This is a genomic window from Pseudomonas sp. UBA1879 (assembly GCF_002338065.1).
Taxonomy (GTDB): Bacteria; Pseudomonadota; Gammaproteobacteria; order Pseudomonadales; family Pseudomonadaceae; genus Aquipseudomonas.
Map to the genome: position 1 here is coordinate 235,424 of NZ_DDHJ01000002.1, position 15,990 is coordinate 251,413.

A 15,990-nucleotide genomic window follows, 5' to 3' on the forward strand; every position below is an offset into this window, starting at 1 on the left:
CCGTTTTTATGGATGAGGGATCGGCAGTCAGCCATTCATCGGCAGCCTACGAGGTCCTCCATGGGCGCCTCATCATTCAACGACGTCCGCCTCGATCCGCACCACCTCAATCACCTGATCACCCGCCGGACGCCTCCATGTCACTTCATCCCCTTCCTGTGCACCCAGCAACGCCTTGCCCAGCGGCGACGCCCAGTTGATCAGCTGGTTCGTCGCATCGGCCTGATCCTCACCCACCAACTGCACGCGTTGCTGACGATCGTCCTCATCAACGAACGTTACCCAATGACCGATCTGTACTTTTTCGGTCGACATCGCCCCTGTGACCACCTGCGCGCTCTGCACGCGCTGATTGAAATAACGTAGGTCGCGTTCGATATCGGCCAGGCGCTGTTTGTCTGCCCGGTCGCCCAATGACGATTGCTCGCTGTGTTGCGCCTGCAGCGCAGCAACTTGAGCCTGCAATTGAACGAGCCCACGGGCGGTGACGTAATTGGGGGTTGTGCTGATCTGCCGCTCCACCGGTTGGCTGGCCTGCGCGGCGGCGTGGTCTTCATTGACGAAGGCCCGACTCATGGCGTGCTCCCTATTTGATTGCGCTGTTGTAGCGCTGTCATAACGGTTGGGCCATGTGGTCAGTGCACAAGTTTCGTCGCACGCGTGATCACGACGCATTGGTCAGTGGGAGCGATACGCCTTGGCCGCATCCTGGGTTTTCTGCTGCTCCCACGCGCGGTCGCGGTCGTTCCAAATACTGTCTCTGCCTTGATCCTGAAGATTGCGATTGGCCAATTGACCTCTGCACTGATTGAACCCATCGCTCCAACCCTGCGCATAAATCGTGTCGCGCAAGAAGCGCTGAACATCTTTCTTGTACTGGCCTTTAATGGGGTCGATGGACTGTCGACCGCTTCCGCAACCGTCCTGAAACCCGTCTGCGAATGCAGGGGGGTAACCCTCGGCGACTAACTGGTCATGGGTAGACTGACAACCGGCGACCGCCAAACAGCACCACAGCGTAACCCAACGTGTGTTCATTTCCGTTTCCCTCGACTCATGTAAAAAGTCTAGAAGCGGATCCGTGAGTTATTTGTAAAAGGCGTGTGAGAAATCCATTAACCGATGCTCGGTCGCGTGGCGTTAGTTCCCATTTTCCGCCTGACGGCCAAGCCTCCGAAAAAACGTTTAGTCATTTTCCCCTCGACACTCAGAAAACATATCAGGTTGCTAAACTACCGCGTTGCGTAAAACGGCTTAGGAAGATTGATGAACCTCAGAACGATCCTTATTCTCGGCGCCCTCAGCGCATTTGGCCCGATGGCCATCGACTTTTACCTCCCTGGTTTTCCCGCGATGGCGTTGGCGTTCGGAACGGACGAAAGACACGTCCAGATGACCTTGGCGTCCTACTTCCTGGGGCTGAGCATCGGGCAACTGGCTTATGGTCCGATCGCGGATCGGTTCGGGCGGCGAATCCCGCTCTTGTTCGGCGTGGGATTGTTCACGCTGGCCTCCCTGGCGTGTGCGTTCGCACCAAGCCTTGAATGGCTGATTGCCGCGCGTTTCGTCCAGGCATTGGGCGGATGTGCAGGCATGGTCCTTTCTCGCGCGATCGTCAGCGACAACTGCTCCCCCGTGGACTCGGCGAAAGTGTTCTCGCAACTCATGCTGGTCATGGGGTTGGCGCCGATCCTGGCCCCGATGCTCGGGGGGCTGTTGGTCAACGTGTACGGTTGGCAAGCGATCTTTCTCACACTGACGTTGTTCAGCGCCCTCACGGCGATGGCGGTGGCGTTGGGATTACCAGAAAGTATGCCGGCCGGGCATCCCCGGCCGCCGCTGTCCGGAGCGCTGAGGTCTTACTGGGCGCTGTTCGGTGACCGGATCTTCCTCGGCCATGCCCTGACCGGCGGAATCGCCATAGCCGGGATGTTCTCCTACATCGCGGGCTCGCCTTTCGTATTTATCAAGCTCTATGGCGTACCTGCCGAGCACTACGGCTGGTTGTTCGGCACCAACGCCGCAGGCTTCATTCTGGTGGCGCAAGTCAATGCCCGGCTGGTAGGACGGTTTGGCCCGGCGAAGCTGCTGTCTCGTGCGGTCTGGCTTTATCTGGCTGCAGCCGTCGTCTTGCTGGTGATTGCGTCCCTGCACACCGAACAGCTATGGCCGCTGCTGATTCCGCTGTTTGTCTACATCGCCAGCCTGGGGTGCATCATTCCCAATGCTTCCGCGTGCGCAATGGCGGGACAAGGCAAGCGGGCTGGCAGTGCCTCGGCTTTGCTGGGCTGTCTGCAATTCAGTGTGGCCGCGGGCGCGGCTGCATTGGTCGGTGTGCTTCACGATGGAACAGCGGTTCCCATGGCGGTCGTCATTACGCTGTGCGGCGTGCTGGCGGCAGGATTGGCGACGATTACCCGGCGTGCGCAGATCAAACGCGATACCGCGATTCCTCACGTGGACGTCCGCATCTGACAAGCATTCGAACAGTGCCTGCGACACTCTAAGCGTCGCAGGCAAGCCAGTGACATATACAAAGCAGGTGGGAGTCAGACCTGTTTAGTCGTGTTCGGTCTGTAGACGATTCAAATTAATATGTTGGCATTTACTACTGCAAAAATAGACGTTTCTTACAGCTCATTTTTTCAAGGCGCGCATCACTGCACTTCGACCTCATTAATGCACTCGACGGCATTAGACTGAGGGATGTTTTTTTTGAGAGTTTTTGGAGAGTTTGTTGTAGGCATTTGCCTCGCCCACCTTGCCGCCATCGCAGTGCGAAACGCCTGAACGCCTTATTAGTCGTGCATATCGACGATTGTTGAATGTGTATTCAACAGTGTCGAAGGAGCAACCTTTGCTCAACGATTTGCCGGCAATGCTGACAAACTTCGGTAGCGAGCATCGACAAGTCGATTTTCTATCCTGAAGCAGCGCTTATACTACGCCACCACTGTGGATGCGATTTAATGACGAGACGTTGAACTGTTGCGATTGCGCAAGCAAATCTGTACTGCCTGACAACAGGCCGTTATGCGAAGTTTTCAAAATGTGACGTAAATCAAGACCCCTCATGGGGCTTGGCAACACTGTTAATTGTTTACGATACGTGGCGACCCGGTCACCGTTAGACGAATGTTTCAACAGGGAGTGAAAACATGGAACATGCACCTTGCATCAGCCAGATTGCCGCACTGCTGGCGGACCCAAAACGCAGCGCGATGATGTGGGCATTGATGGATGGCGCTTCTCGGGCGGCGGATGAATTGGCACTGTTGGTGGGATTGTCCACCTCTTCGGCAGGATCACATCTGGCACGGCTGGCTGCGGGAGGTTTGCTCAGGCTGGAAACCCGTGGCAAAAAGCGCTTTTTCCGGCTGGCTGCGCCGGAAGTCGGTACCGCAGTCCAGGCATTGGCCAGTGCCTCGATGATCAGCGCCGAAGTGATCAGCCGCAGCGTCGCCCAACCTCTGCCCCCGTTGCCATTGCGACGCGCCAGCGTGTGTTCTGACCATCTGGGCGGCGAATTGGCGACGGAACTGTATCAACGGTTGCTCGGCGCCGGTTGGATCGAACAATGTGACCAGCGGCTTGAAGTGACCAGTGTCGGTATCTCCCGATTCGCCGAGCGAGGCATTTTCGTGCCGGCACTGGCCCACCGGCAGCGCGAAACCGTGTGCGCCTGTGTCGATTGCAGCGACGTGAATCCCCATTTGGGTGGAGCGGTGGGGGCGGGGCTGCTGCAATTGTTCATGCAGCTAGGGTGGCTGCGCGCCACGGAAGAAGCCAGCACGTTGCAAGTGTCATCCAACGGGCAGCGGGAAATCAGCAAGATCGCGGCAGCGGCCTGATTGGCCTCAAGGGTGACCCTGGCGTGAGGCCCTGACTGCGGGAGCGGGTCGATCCGCCCCACAGGGAGCCTCTTCAGGGTGGCGGTGCTCAGCGCTTTATGAGTCGCGCATCCAGACTGTTTTGCGCCAGGCGCTTTGCCTGGTCTTGCGTCATGCCCAGATGTTCGTGCAGGGCATGAAAGTTCTCCGTCACGTAACCGCCGAAATACGCCGGGTCATCGGAATTGACGGTCACCTTCACGCCGCGCTCTAGCATGTCGAGAATGTTGTGCTGGCCCATGTGATCGAACACGCACAGCTTGGTGTTGGACAGAGGGCAAACGGTCAGCGGGATTTGCTCGTCGATGATCCGCTGCATCAGCCGTTCGTCTTCAATGGCCCGCACGCCATGGTCGATGCGCTGGATTTTCAGCAGGTCGAGAGCTTCCCAGATGTACTCGGGCGGGCCTTCTTCACCTGCGTGCGCGACGGTCAGGAAACCTTCACCGCGCGCGCGATCAAACACCCGTTGAAATTTGCTCGGCGGATGGCCCATCTCCGAACTGTCTAACCCGACGGCAACGATGGTGTCGCGATAGGGCAGGGCCATGTCCAGGGTCTTCTGCGCTTCCTCTTCACTCAGGTGACGCAAAAAGCTCAGGATCAGGCCGCTGCCGATGCCGAGTTGTTCCTTGCCATCCTTCAGTGCCTTGGCGATACCGTTGAGGACCACCTCGAACGGGATGCCCCGGTCGGTGTGGGTCTGCGGATCGAAAAAAGGCTCGGTGTGAATGACGTTCTGGGCCTTGCAGCGCTGCAAGTAGGCCCACGTCAAATCATAGAAATCCTGTTCGGTGCGCAGCACATCCGCGCCCTGGTAATAGAGGTCGAGGAATTCTTGCAGATTGTTGAACGCGTAAGCCTTGCGCAGCGCTTCAACGTCGGTCCATGGCAGGGCGATCTTGTTGCGTTCAGCCAGGGCGAAGAGCAGCTCAGGCTCCAGGGAGCCCTCTAGATGCAAGTGCAGTTCAGCCTTGGGCAAGGCGTTCAGCCAGTCGTACATGTGCGTTTTCTCATCAGGGCAATGACCGGCATTCTACAGAGTCAGGCACTGCTGCTGGTTAAAACCTGACCGAAAGGTTCAGGTTCCGATCAGCCACGATATTGCACCCGCTGTGGCCCGTGATCGCGATGCCCCGAGTCAGTGTCTTGAAACCTTTGTTTACAACACGCACTCTCAACGCCTTAAGCAGTAATCACTTCACGGATGTGCGGCATCGGTCGCAGGAAAAGAGGCAACGATGGGCACCCTTCTCAAGCAGGAAAAGTTTCTTCTATTGGCGGTGATCGCGACCTGTCTCGCCTACCCCTTCGAGCATCAATTGCTCAGCCACGGCAATACGATCGCGCTGATTGCGGGGATTGCGTTGGTGGGGTTCATTGTCTGCGCTTCGATGCGGGTGGCGCACCATGCCGAGTTGCTCGCGGAAAAGGTGGGCGACCCCTACGGGACGATGATCCTGACGCTGTCGGCAGTGCTGGTGGAAGTGGTCATCCTGGCGATCATGATGAGCAACGAGCCTTCCCCAACGCTGGTGCGCGACACGATTTATTCAGCGGTGATGCTCGACATCAACGGTATCCTCGGCCTCGCGGCGTTGATGGGCGGCCTCAAGCACGGGGAACAGTCCTACAACGATGACTCGGCGCGGTCATACAGCGTGATGATTTTGACAGCGATGGCCGTGTCGATGGTGGTGCCCGAGTTCATTCCCGAGTCGAACTGGAAGGTGTACTCGGCCTTCACCATTGGCGCGATGATCCTGCTTTACGCGCTGTTTCTACGCATGCAAGTGGGGCCGCACAGCTACTTCTTCAGCTACAGCTACCCCGACAAGAAACGCCGCAAGGATCAACCTGAACATGCCGCCGAAGCAGTCAATCTGTCGCTGTCCATCGGCATCCTGGTGTTCGGCGTGGTGGTCATTGGTGCGCTGGCGGAAGTGATGTCCAAGACGGTCGACCTGGGGCTGGAAGGCAGTGGCGCACCCCCCGTTGTGACCGCGATTCTGGTGGCTGCGATTTCCGCGGCGCCAGAAATTCTGACGGCGCTGCGGGCTGCATTGGCCAACCGGATGCAGTCGGTGGTCAACATTGCGCTCGGAGCATCGTTGTCGACGGTGATCCTTACGGTTCCCGTGATGGAGGCCATGGCGCTGTACACCGGCCAGCCGTTTCAGATGGCGATGACCCCGGTGCAAACGGTCATGATCTTCATCACCTTGCTTATCAGCGCTATCAACCTCAACGATGGCGAAACCAACGCCATCGAAGGCATGACTCACTTCGTGCTGTTCGCGACGTTCATCATGTTGTCGTTGTTGGGGTTGTAAGACACGTCAGGGGCCGGCGCCACGAATGCTCAGGCGCCGGCATCTGGGCTTCGTGCTACGCCCGGATCAATTGCGCCGCGGCTTGCCGGTGATCGGCGATCAAGCCCTTCAGATCCAGCCCTTGGACCTGGCCGTCGATCACCCGCCATTCCCCGCCAATCATTACCCGATCCGCACGATCAGCGCCGCATAGCAGCAGCGCCGACAAGGGGTCATGGCTGCCGGAGAAACGCAGTTCATCCAGTTTGAACAGTGCCAGGTCCGCTTGCTTGCCTACCGCCAGTTCGCCGATATCGCTGCGGCCCAACAACCTCGCCGAGCCACGCGTCGCCCAGCCTAATGCGACTTCCGGCGTGATCTTCTCCGCCCCGTAGCGCAGCCGCTGCAGGTACAAGGCCTGCTTCGCTTCGAGGATCATGTTCGACCCATCGTTGGAGGCCGAACCGTCGACCCCCAGTCCGATCGGCGCGCCAGCTGCGGTCAGATCGAGCGTCGGGCAGATGCCAGATGCCAGGCGCATATTCGAACTTGGGCAATGGCAAATACCGGTGCCCGCCGCACCCAGTCGAGCGATTTCCTGCTCATTGAAATGAATGCCGTGCGCCAGCCAGGTACGCGGCCCGAGCCATCCCACGCTGTCCAGATAATCCACGGTACGCAGGCCAAACCGTTGCAGGCAGAAGTCCTCCTCATCCAGAGTCTCAGCCAAATGCGTGTGGAGCCGAACGTCGAGTTTTTTGGCCAATGCCGCGCTTTCGGTCATGATTTCCGTGGTCACGGAAAACGGTGAGCAGGGCGCCAGAGCGATCTGAATCTGCGCACCTTCATGCCGTTCGTGATAACGAACGATCAGCCGCTGACTGTCCTCCAGAATCACTTGGCCCTGTTGCACGGTCTGCTGCGGCGGCAGGCCCCCATCCGCTTCGCCGAGGCTCATCGAACCGCGTGTCAGCATGGCCCGCATGCCCAATGCCCGCACGCACTCGACTTGGACATCGATCGCCTGCTCGAGGCCGTCTGGAAACAAGTAATGATGATCCGCAGCGGTCGTACAGCCTGACAACAACAGCTCGGTCAACGCGACCTTGCTGGCCACCGCCAGCTTTTCCGGCGTTAAACGCGCCCATACCGGATACAGCGTTTTCAGCCAGGGAAACAACGGCTGATTGACCACTGGCGCCCACGCTCGGGTGAGGGTTTGATAAAAGTGATGGTGCGTGTTGATCAGCCCCGGCAACAGCACGTGATCACGCGCATCGAAGACGTGGTCGCAGGGCTGCGCAGGCGACTGGCCAGACGTGAGCAGTTCGACGATCACACCGTCTTCCACCACCAGTCCGCCCCGGGCGTCGAGGTCGTTGGCGGTAAACACGGCGAGGGGATTTTTCAACCAGATACGGATCGCAGGCATGGGCCGGCTCCTCTGAAAATGGGGTTCAGGTCGCCAGCTCAGTTTTGCCCTGTCTGCTGATCCAGGGTCGTCGCAACACGATTGGCCGCGATCAAGGGAGCGGAGTTTAGAAGCATGCATGGAGGCGATGCAAGGCAGCGCCTCGAATTCTATGGCACCGCTGCTGGGCAGCGTTTGCTTTGTGCGCGGCGGTGGCATGACTGAAGTTGCCACCGCCGATGAACGGGTTCACTAGCGATCAATCACCAGGGAATCGTCTCACCCTTGTAGTTCACAAAGTGGTGTCCACCCTTCCCGGCGAAGCGCTCCAACTGCTCGACGATTCCACGCACACTGGTTTCCACATCGATGTCCGCGCCTTCGCCGCCCATGGCCGTGCGGACCCAGCCCGGATGCACCGACAACACCGTAGGTTTCGGCTCGCTCAGTTGGGTCACGAATGTGTTGGTCATTGAGTTGAGGGCGGCTTTGCTCGCTTTATACAGCGCCATTTCCGGGGCGTCGGGCATTGCCACGCTGCCGAGAACCGAGCTCATGAATGCGATGATTCCGGTTCCGGGGCGAATCTGATCGACAAACCGTTTGGCCAGGCGGATCGGTGCTACGGCGTTGGTCAGGAACAGCTGCCCCAGCTCGCCTGCGGTGGCATCAGTAGGCGAGTTGTGCAGCGGCCCCATGATGCCCGCGTTGACGAACAGCAGGTCGTACACCTGACCTTTTAGATTGTGCGTAAGCACTTCCAGCGATGATTGTTCGTCCAGATCCAGCGTTTGAATATGCACACCCGGAACGGCCTTGAGATCATCGGCCTTGTGCGCATCACGAACGGTCGCCGTGACGTCCCAGCCCTGTTCGGTCAGGCGTTGCACCAACCCAAGCCCCAGGCCACGTGAGGCGCCGATGATGAGTGCGGTTTTTTTTGCAGACATGAATGTCACTCCTTCAGAACGAAATGGACGACTAAGCAGAGTTGACCGCATTCGTCCGGGGGAATTTGTTTTTTCCGGCGCAATGGCCGATAGGTCCCGCTTCCGGTAGTCCAAGGTGCAATTCGGCAATTCGGCAATTCGGCAACACGGTGCAGAGCGATTTCTATCAGTGGATAAGTAGCTTGGTCAAAAAGTGATCAAGCGCGCGGAGGTCCCGCGTATAAAGGCGTGTAGCCCGATGTGCTCAGCTTGTCCACAGGCGGGTGCACAGTAGATGTGGGCAACAGTGCGAGGCCTGCGCTAACAAAGCGCGCTTCATTCAGGCTCTTCCCGCTGCAATACAATGCGCCCGCGACTGATGTCTGACAGTTGCCGTTGAAAGGTATCGATCTGCTCGGGCCCTAATGCGACACACAACTCTACGCCCACCGCCGTGAAGGTCTCGTTCTGCACCAGCCCGTTCAATTCAGCCAATCGCAGCTTGACCAGCGCCAGTTCGCTGAAGGTGCAATCGAATATCAGCGGCACCCGATCGATCAGCGGCAGACGTTCGGCGTGTTGCAGGCATTTATTAGCGCCGCCGCCATACGCTCGGGCCAGTCCGCCTGTTCCCAACTGAATGCCCCCGTACCAGCGAATGACCAAAACCACGACTTGATCGAAATCCTGGGCCTCGATGGCCGCAAGAATGGGGCGACCCGCAGTGCCGCCGGGCTCGCCGTCGTCAGTGCTGCGATATTGCGCGCCCAGCTTCCAGGCCCAGCAGTTGTGAGTCGCATTGAGATCGCTGTTTTGCTCTATGAACGCCTGCGCGTCGGCAGGGTTGCTGATGGGTGCCGCAAGGGTGATAAAGCGGCTCTTGCGAATCTCTTCGCGGAATTCGCAAGGGCCGATGAGGGTCGAGGGCATGACGGTTCCGGCTGAGAATCAGGACTTATCGTACGTTCAGATTGGAGGCGTCAGCCCACAACCCTTGAGAATGATGCGGATCAGATTCGTGCCCGCGTCTTCCATATCCTGCTTGGTCAGACGCGAGCGCCCGGTGACCTGACAGATCTGAGTGGCGAAGTCGGCGTAGTGCTGGGTGCTGCCCCACAGCAGAAAAATCAGATGAACCGGGTCGACGGGGTCCATTTTCCCTTCGTCGATCCACGCCTGAAACACCGACGCACGGCCCTGAAACCAGGCTCGGTAATCCTGACTGAAATATTCGTTCAAACATTCGCCACCGCTGATGATCTCCATCGCGAAAATGCGCGAGGCCTGCGGTTGGCGACGGGAGAACTCCATTTTCGCGCGTATATAGTCGGCCAATGCCTGAGCCGGGTCGTCCTCGACCTTCAGATTGTTGAACGTGCTGTCCCACAATTGAATGATGCTGCTCAAGACCGCGATGTACAGGCCCAGCTTATTGGTGAAGTAATAATGCAGGTTGGCTTTGGGCAGCCCGGCGTTCTGGGCGATCGTATTCATACTGGTGCCTTTGAACCCGTGGCGAGCGAACTCGTCCTCGGCAGCTTTTATGATCGCTTCTTCATTCTTTTGACGAATACGGCTCGCCGGTTTAGTGGCGCTGACGCTGTGAGCAGGGACTTCAAGGGCCATGTGCGGTTCCAGACGGATCATTGGGTGCGACGGGGTGAACAGATAACGCACCCGCGACGATCCGACAAGCACTCGCGTTGGAAATTAGTGCTCTAGTGCTTCCATTTCCTCCTCTGCGCGGGCATCAGTGCCCTCAGGCAGCACCAGGCACATCACGATCGCGGTCAGACCACCGCTGGTAATCGCAGAGTCGAACAGGTTTTGCACCAAGGTTGGCAGATGTTGCAGCAGCGTGGGTTGAGCGGCAATTCCCAGCCCGACGCCAAATGACGTTGCGATGATCAGCATGCTGCGTCGGTCCAGCGGTGATCGCGCGAGGATACGCACGCCTGCTGCTGCGACGCTGCCGAACATCACGAGCGTGGCGCCGCCTAGCACTGGTTTGGGAATCTGCTGAAGCATCGCACCGATGATAGGGAAAAGTCCGAGCAAAAAGAGGATCGCTCCTATGTAGAGACCGACGTGGCGGCTGGCCACGCCTGTCAGTTGGATCACCCCGTTGTTCTGCGCGAACGTGGTGTTTGGAAAGGCACTGAATGTCGCCGCGATCATGCAGCTCACCCCATCGCCCAACACGCCGCCCTTGAGTCGAGCAAGGTAAGCGGGGCCTTTGATAGGTTCTCGAGAGAGCATGCAATTGGCGGTCAGGTCACCTACGGTTTCGATGCTGCTGATCAGATAAATCAGCGCGATGGGTAGGAAAGCCGCCCAGTCGAAACTAAAACCAAACCGGAAGGGTGTAGGAACACTGATCAACGCCACATCGGCAATCGACTGCAAGACGAGCTTGCCGCTGAGCCAGGCCGCGACACTGCCCACTGCCAACCCGATGATGATCGACGACAGACGAATCCACGGCGTGTTAGAGCGGTTGAGCAGAATGATCACCAGCAGCACCGACACGCCCAGTATGAGATTGATCGGCTCGCCAAAATCAGGGGCGTTGAAGCCGCCGCCCAGATCGGTTACGCCAACCTTGATCAGGCTGATGCCAATCAGCGTGATGACGATCCCGGTCACCAGCGGGGTGATCACGCGGCGCAGGTGGCCGATGAATCGGCTGAGTACGATTTGCACGAAAGCCCCGAAAAAGCAGACGCCGAACACCATCGCCATGATGTCTTCAGGACTCCCGCCCCGTTGCTTGACCATGAACCCTGCAGATAAGACAGCGCCGAGAAACGCAAAGCTGGTGCCTTGCAGGCAAATCATCCCCGCGCCAATGCGAAATGGACGACGTGCCTGTATGAATGTGCCGACACCCGAAACCATTAGCGCCATGCTGATCAGGTAGGGCAAGTATGTGCCCAGTCCCAGTGCTGAGCCGATGATCAGCGGCGGGGTGATGATGCCTACAAATGCGGCCAGTACGTGTTGAAGCGCCGCCAGCATGGCGGGTGCGAATTCGGGACGGTCATTGAGGCCGTAAATCAAATCATTATTGTCGGGCGTTTCGGATGGCATGCTGGACTCTCGGTTCTGGGTTTGGCTTATTCCATGGCCCCTGTCCCCCTGAAACATCACGAATACCTTTTATCGCTATTGTGCTCGTGTGGGGGCCTTAGGGCGGTTGACCTTTCTAGGAAGCCTTCACTGCAAAAACCTGTCCAGATGATCAGATACGAAGCGCGAGTATTTCTAAATACTTAGCTAAATCAACTGGTTAAGTTTCTTATGAGCGATTTTGTGTCCGCTGCCAAACGGTCCGGCGTCAGGCAAAGGCCTCATCGTGTGGCAGCCAGGCTCTGCAAAAAACTCTCCAGCACCAAATGAGGGCGACGGCCTTTGCGAGTGACAGTGACAAGGCTCAGGTCGTAAAAGCGCGCGTGAGGCTTCAGCGCCCGCAGTCTCCCTTGTTGCACCCAGAACGTTGCATAGTGATCCGGCAGATAGCCGATGTAGCGACCCGTCAGGATCAGAAACGCCATGCCCTCCCTGTCCGACGCACTGGCTGTACATTTCAGTGCTTGGTAGTGCGCTTGAATATCCGCCGGCAGTCGAAACGTCGGGGCGATCGCTTCCTGTTCGCCCAAGCGTTCATCGCCGAGTTGTGCATCGTCAACATAGAAAAGGGGATGGCCCACCGCGCAATACAGCAATGAACGCTCGCTGTAGAGCGGCTGGTACTCGAGGCCCGAGAGCGCATTGGCCTGGGGCACAACGCCGACGTGCAAGCTGCCATCAAGCACACCTTGCTCGACCTCGTTGGGTGCGATCATCCGGATATTGATGTGCACGTCCGGCCCGCGCTCCTTGAGCTGCGACAGCGCGTGGGTGATGCGCATGTGGGGGAGAGTGACGAGGTTGTCGGTCAGTCCGATGTTCAGCTCTCCGCGCAGGTGTCGGTGAAGGCCATTGACCTCTGTACGAAAACTCTCGAGTGCGCTCAGAAGCTGCAGCGATGACTGATACACCTCGCGGCCTTCCTCAGTCAGCGAAAAACCCGCACGACCCCGTTGGCACAGGCGCAAGCCCAGCCGTTGTTCCAAGTCGCTCATCTGCTGGCTGATCGCCGAACGCCCGATGCCCAAAGCGCTTTCCGCGGCAGAGAACCCTCCTGATTCGACGACGCTTCGAAAGATGCGCAGCAAGCGAATGTCAAAGTCGCTTACCTGCGCGAGTGGGGCGGGACGGCGTGTGCTCATTGTTTAGTGGTCCAGTAACTAAAGATCATAAAAGCAGAATTTTAGCGACTTTATTCCCGTGGCAACGTAGCCGCAATCCGGTTTGGCTTCAGGGCACTTGAAGACCGACCACCCACGTCCCTGTGAGGTTAACGCCAATGAACATGCCCGAATCGTCCGATATGTCCCTCGCCAGTCAGCTAAAGCTTGACGCGCACTGGATGCCTTACACCGCAAACCGCAATTTCCAGCGCGATCCCCGACTGATCGTTGCGGCGCAGGGCAGTTATCTGACAGACGACAAGGGCCGTAAAATCTACGATGGCCTCTCGGGCCTGTGGACCTGCGGTGCCGGGCACACCCGCAAGGAAATTCAGGAAGCAGTCGCCAAACAGCTGGGCACGCTCGACTATTCCCCTGGCTTCCAATTCGGTCATCCGCTGTCGTTCCAGCTCGCTGAAAAGATCACCGACCTGACACCAGGCAACTTGAACCACGTGTTTTATACCGACTCGGGCTCCGAATGCGCTGATACGGCTGTGAAGATGGTGCGTGCCTACTGGCGCCTGAAAGGGCAGGCGACCAAGACCAAAATGATCGGTCGCGCCAGGGGGTATCACGGTGTGAACATCGCGGGCACCAGCCTGGGGGGCGTGAACGGCAACCGTAAACTGTTCGGCCAGCTGATGGATGTCGATCACCTCCCTCATACCCTGCTGACCAGCAACGCCTACTCGCGCGGTATGCCCGAGCAGGGTGGCATCGCGTTAGCCGACGAGATGCTCAAGCTGATCGAACTGCACGACGCCTCTAATATTGCAGCTGTGATTGTCGAGCCAATGGCTGGCTCAGCAGGCGTGATCGTTCCGCCACAGGGCTACCTGAAGCGCCTGCGCGACATTTGTGACCAGCACAACATTCTGCTGATCTTCGACGAGGTGATTACCGGCTTTGGTCGGACTGGCTCGATGTTCGGCGCCGACAGCTTTGGCGTGACGCCCGATCTGATGTGCATCGCCAAACAAGTCACCAATGGGGCGATTCCGATGGGCGCTGTCATTGCCAGCAGCGAGATCTACCAGACCTTCATGAATCAGGCGACACCTGAATACGCCGTGGAATTTCCCCATGGGTACACCTATTCCGCGCATCCAGTGGCGTGCGCGGCGGGCCTGGCGGCACTGGAAATCCTCCAGCGCGAGAACCTTGTGCAACAGGTGGCCGAGACCGCGCCACATTTTGAAAACGCGTTGCACGGTCTTAAAGGCAGCAAAAACGTCATCGACATCCGTAACTACGGTTTGGCTGGCGCCATCCAGATCGCGGCCCGCGATGGCGACGCTATCGTCCGACCGTTCGAGACCGCGATGAAGTTGTGGAAGGCTGGTTTCTATGTGCGTTTCGGCGGCGATACGTTGCAGTTTGGCCCAACCTTCAACAGCAATCCGCAGGATCTGGACCGTATGTTCGATGCAGTCGGCGAAGCGCTTAATCAGATCGACTGATTTTTTCAGATTGAAACAGGCGCAGCGTCGGCTGGCTTGTGAACCACTATTTTCGGAGTCAAGCATGAGCACCCTTCAACACCTTATTAATGGTGAATTGGTCAGCGACACAGGTCGCACTGCCGATGTCTTCAATCCATCCACCGGCCAGGCAATTCACAAGGTGCCGTTGGCGGGTCGGGACACCGTTCAGCAAGCGATCGATTCAGCGAAAGCGGCGTTCCCTTCGTGGCGTAATACCCCACCTGCCAAACGTGCGCAGGTGATGTTCCGCTTCAAGCAATTGTTGGAGCAGAACGAATCGCGTATTGCTCAGTTGATCAGTGAAGAACATGGCAAGACGCTGGAAGATGCGGCGGGTGAGCTCAAGCGCGGTATTGAGAACGTTGAGTTCGCCAGCGCAGCACCTGAGATTCTTAAAGGCGAGTACAGCCGAAACGTCGGCCCGAACATTGATGCGTGGTCCGATTTCCAACCGTTGGGGGTCGTCGCAGGCATCACGCCGTTCAACTTCCCGGCCATGGTGCCGCTGTGGATGTACCCGCTGGCGATTGCCTGCGGCAACTGCTTCATCCTCAAGCCATCCGAGCGCGATCCCAGTTCGACGCTGTTGATTGCTCAACTGCTGCATGAAGCTGGCCTGCCGAACGGCGTGCTCAATGTGGTCCATGGCGACAAGGCGGCGGTCGATGCGCTGATCGAGGCACCGGAGATCAAGGCACTGAGTTTTGTCGGCTCTACGCCGATCGCCGAGTACATCTATAAAGAAGCAACCGCGCGGGGCAAGCGCGTTCAAGCGCTAGGGGGCGCGAAAAATCACGCCGTCTTGATGCCGGATGCCGATCTGGACAACGCAGTCAGCGCACTGATGGGTGCGGCCTATGGTTCGTGCGGCGAACGGTGCATGGCCATTTCTGTGGCGGTGTGCGTGGGTGACCAAGTGGCTGACGCACTGGTGGCGAAGCTGGTCCCGCAAATCAAGTCGCTGAAAATCGGAGCCGGCACCGAGTGTGGCCTGGACATGGGGCCGTTGGTCACGGGACAGCATCGCGACAAAGTGAGTAGCTATATAGAAGATGGTGTAGCAACGGGCGCCAAACTGGTGGTTGATGGCCGCGGGTTGACGGTCCCTGGCAATGAGCAGGGCTTTTTCCTGGGTGGCTGCCTGTTCGATCAGGTCACCCCTGAGATGCGCATTTATAAAGAAGAAATTTTTGGCCCGGTGCTGTGTATCGTCCGGGTCAATAGTCTCGAAGACGCCATGCAACTGATCAACGATCATGAATACGGGAATGGCACCTGCATCTTCACACGCGACGGTGAAGCGGCGCGTCTGTTCTGTGATGAGATCGAAGTGGGCATGGTCGGCGTCAATGTGCCGTTGCCAGTGCCGGTGGCCTACCACAGCTTTGGCGGGTGGAAGCGTTCGCTGTTCGGCGACTTGCACGCGTATGGTCCGGATGGCGTACGTTTTTATACGCGGCGCAAGGCTATAACTCAGCGTTGGCCCCAGCGCGCCAGCCATGAAGCCTCCCAGTTTGCATTTCCAAGCCTTTGAGGATCTGCTGTCCGCCCTTAACTTTGCGCTGCTAGAGGCGGCTGATGCCCGCCACTAGCAGTTCTAGGCTGAAATTCGCAGCTAATTTCAAATAAGTGCTTGACGCTCCTCAGGATGTCTCTATAATTCGCCCCA

At 58.0% G+C, this 15,990-nt stretch carries 14 protein-coding genes; 5 read left to right on the forward strand and 9 right to left on the reverse strand.

From position 1 onward, the window contains the following. Positions 1-72: 72 nt before the first annotated feature. Both B3N48_RS02830 and B3N48_RS02835 read right to left on the reverse strand, forming a co-directional pair. Positions 73-576 (reverse strand): GreA/GreB family elongation factor, encoded by a 504-nt coding sequence (locus B3N48_RS02830; RefSeq protein WP_296179110.1) that lies wholly within the window; start codon positions 574-576, stop codon positions 73-75. A 102-nt stretch (positions 577-678) separates the two neighbouring features. Then, positions 679-1,038: a hypothetical protein gene (locus tag B3N48_RS02835; protein ID WP_296179111.1), complete on the reverse strand. Its 360-nt coding sequence runs from the start codon at positions 1,036-1,038 to the stop codon at positions 679-681. Between the two features lie 228 nt (positions 1,039-1,266). Here B3N48_RS02835 and B3N48_RS02840 point away from each other — a divergent pair, with 228 nt between their 5' ends. Together B3N48_RS02840 and B3N48_RS02845 are read left to right on the forward strand one after the other, a co-directional pair. Then, positions 1,267-2,475, forward strand: coding sequence for a multidrug effflux MFS transporter (locus B3N48_RS02840; protein WP_296179113.1), 1,209 nt, complete (start codon positions 1,267-1,269; stop codon positions 2,473-2,475). A gap of 683 nt (positions 2,476-3,158) precedes the next feature. Next, positions 3,159-3,851, forward strand: coding sequence for an ArsR/SmtB family transcription factor (locus B3N48_RS02845; protein ID WP_296179115.1), 693 nt, complete (start codon positions 3,159-3,161; stop codon positions 3,849-3,851). A gap of 88 nt (positions 3,852-3,939) precedes the next feature. Here B3N48_RS02845 and B3N48_RS02850 read toward each other — a convergent pair whose 3' ends face one another. Next, positions 3,940-4,893, reverse strand: coding sequence for an adenosine deaminase (locus B3N48_RS02850; protein WP_296179117.1), 954 nt, complete (start codon positions 4,891-4,893; stop codon positions 3,940-3,942). Between the two features lie 238 nt (positions 4,894-5,131). Between B3N48_RS02850 and B3N48_RS02855 the strand changes: the two genes are divergently transcribed. After that, complete coding sequence (locus B3N48_RS02855) at positions 5,132-6,223, forward strand: calcium:proton antiporter (protein WP_296179119.1); 1,092 nt, start codon at positions 5,132-5,134, stop codon at positions 6,221-6,223. A gap of 55 nt (positions 6,224-6,278) precedes the next feature. On the opposite strand, the gene B3N48_RS02860 is transcribed toward B3N48_RS02855, so the two are convergent. The 6 genes from B3N48_RS02860 to B3N48_RS02885 form a co-directional block, all read right to left on the reverse strand. After that, positions 6,279-7,634, reverse strand: coding sequence for an 8-oxoguanine deaminase (locus tag B3N48_RS02860; RefSeq protein WP_296179120.1), 1,356 nt, complete (start codon positions 7,632-7,634; stop codon positions 6,279-6,281). Between the two features lie 242 nt (positions 7,635-7,876). Further along, the gene (locus tag B3N48_RS02865; RefSeq protein ID WP_296179122.1) at positions 7,877-8,563 is read right to left on the reverse strand and encodes an SDR family oxidoreductase; all 687 of its coding nucleotides are present in this window, start codon (positions 8,561-8,563) and stop codon (positions 7,877-7,879) included. A gap of 315 nt (positions 8,564-8,878) precedes the next feature. After that, positions 8,879-9,472 (reverse strand): IMPACT family protein, encoded by a 594-nt coding sequence (locus tag B3N48_RS02870; protein ID WP_296179123.1) that lies wholly within the window; start codon positions 9,470-9,472, stop codon positions 8,879-8,881. A 36-nt stretch (positions 9,473-9,508) separates the two neighbouring features. Beyond that, entirely contained in the window at positions 9,509-10,168 is a 660-nt protein-coding gene (locus B3N48_RS02875; protein WP_296179124.1) for a TetR/AcrR family transcriptional regulator, read from the reverse strand. Between the two features lie 84 nt (positions 10,169-10,252). Further along, positions 10,253-11,632: a uracil-xanthine permease family protein gene (locus tag B3N48_RS02880; protein ID WP_296179125.1), complete on the reverse strand. Its 1,380-nt coding sequence runs from the start codon at positions 11,630-11,632 to the stop codon at positions 10,253-10,255. Positions 11,633-11,892: 260 nt separating this feature from the next. After that, the gene (locus tag B3N48_RS02885) at positions 11,893-12,813 is read right to left on the reverse strand and encodes a LysR family transcriptional regulator (RefSeq protein ID WP_296179126.1); all 921 of its coding nucleotides are present in this window, start codon (positions 12,811-12,813) and stop codon (positions 11,893-11,895) included. 137 nt (positions 12,814-12,950) lie between these two features. Between B3N48_RS02885 and B3N48_RS02890 the strand changes: the two genes are divergently transcribed. Together B3N48_RS02890 and B3N48_RS02895 are read left to right on the forward strand one after the other, a co-directional pair. Next, on the forward strand, positions 12,951-14,297 hold the full coding sequence (locus tag B3N48_RS02890) for an aspartate aminotransferase family protein (RefSeq protein WP_296179127.1): 1,347 nt from the start codon (positions 12,951-12,953) through the stop codon (positions 14,295-14,297). A 64-nt stretch (positions 14,298-14,361) separates the two neighbouring features. Continuing rightward, a complete protein-coding gene (locus tag B3N48_RS02895) occupies positions 14,362-15,855 on the forward strand; it encodes a CoA-acylating methylmalonate-semialdehyde dehydrogenase (RefSeq protein ID WP_296179128.1) in 1,494 nt (497 codons plus the stop codon). The last annotated feature ends 135 nt before the right edge of the window (positions 15,856-15,990 follow it).

Coding starts and splice junctions, on each gene's coding strand:
- B3N48_RS02830 (WP_296179110.1), bottom strand. CDS start 576: ATGAGTCGGGCCTTCGTCAATGAAGACCACGCCGCCGCGCAGGCCAGC.
- B3N48_RS02835 (WP_296179111.1), bottom strand. CDS start 1,038: ATGAACACACGTTGGGTTACGCTGTGGTGCTGTTTGGCGGTCGCCGGT.
- B3N48_RS02840 (WP_296179113.1), top strand. CDS start 1,267: ATGAACCTCAGAACGATCCTTATTCTCGGCGCCCTCAGCGCATTTGGC.
- B3N48_RS02845 (WP_296179115.1), top strand. CDS start 3,159: ATGGAACATGCACCTTGCATCAGCCAGATTGCCGCACTGCTGGCGGAC.
- B3N48_RS02850 (WP_296179117.1), bottom strand. CDS start 4,893: ATGTACGACTGGCTGAACGCCTTGCCCAAGGCTGAACTGCACTTGCAT.
- B3N48_RS02855 (WP_296179119.1), top strand. CDS start 5,132: ATGGGCACCCTTCTCAAGCAGGAAAAGTTTCTTCTATTGGCGGTGATC.
- B3N48_RS02860 (WP_296179120.1), bottom strand. CDS start 7,634: ATGCCTGCGATCCGTATCTGGTTGAAAAATCCCCTCGCCGTGTTTACC.
- B3N48_RS02865 (WP_296179122.1), bottom strand. CDS start 8,563: ATGTCTGCAAAAAAAACCGCACTCATCATCGGCGCCTCACGTGGCCTG.
- B3N48_RS02870 (WP_296179123.1), bottom strand. CDS start 9,472: ATGCCCTCGACCCTCATCGGCCCTTGCGAATTCCGCGAAGAGATTCGC.
- B3N48_RS02875 (WP_296179124.1), bottom strand. CDS start 10,168: ATGGCCCTTGAAGTCCCTGCTCACAGCGTCAGCGCCACTAAACCGGCG.
- B3N48_RS02880 (WP_296179125.1), bottom strand. CDS start 11,632: ATGCCATCCGAAACGCCCGACAATAATGATTTGATTTACGGCCTCAAT.
- B3N48_RS02885 (WP_296179126.1), bottom strand. CDS start 12,813: ATGAGCACACGCCGTCCCGCCCCACTCGCGCAGGTAAGCGACTTTGAC.
- B3N48_RS02890 (WP_296179127.1), top strand. CDS start 12,951: ATGAACATGCCCGAATCGTCCGATATGTCCCTCGCCAGTCAGCTAAAG.
- B3N48_RS02895 (WP_296179128.1), top strand. CDS start 14,362: ATGAGCACCCTTCAACACCTTATTAATGGTGAATTGGTCAGCGACACA.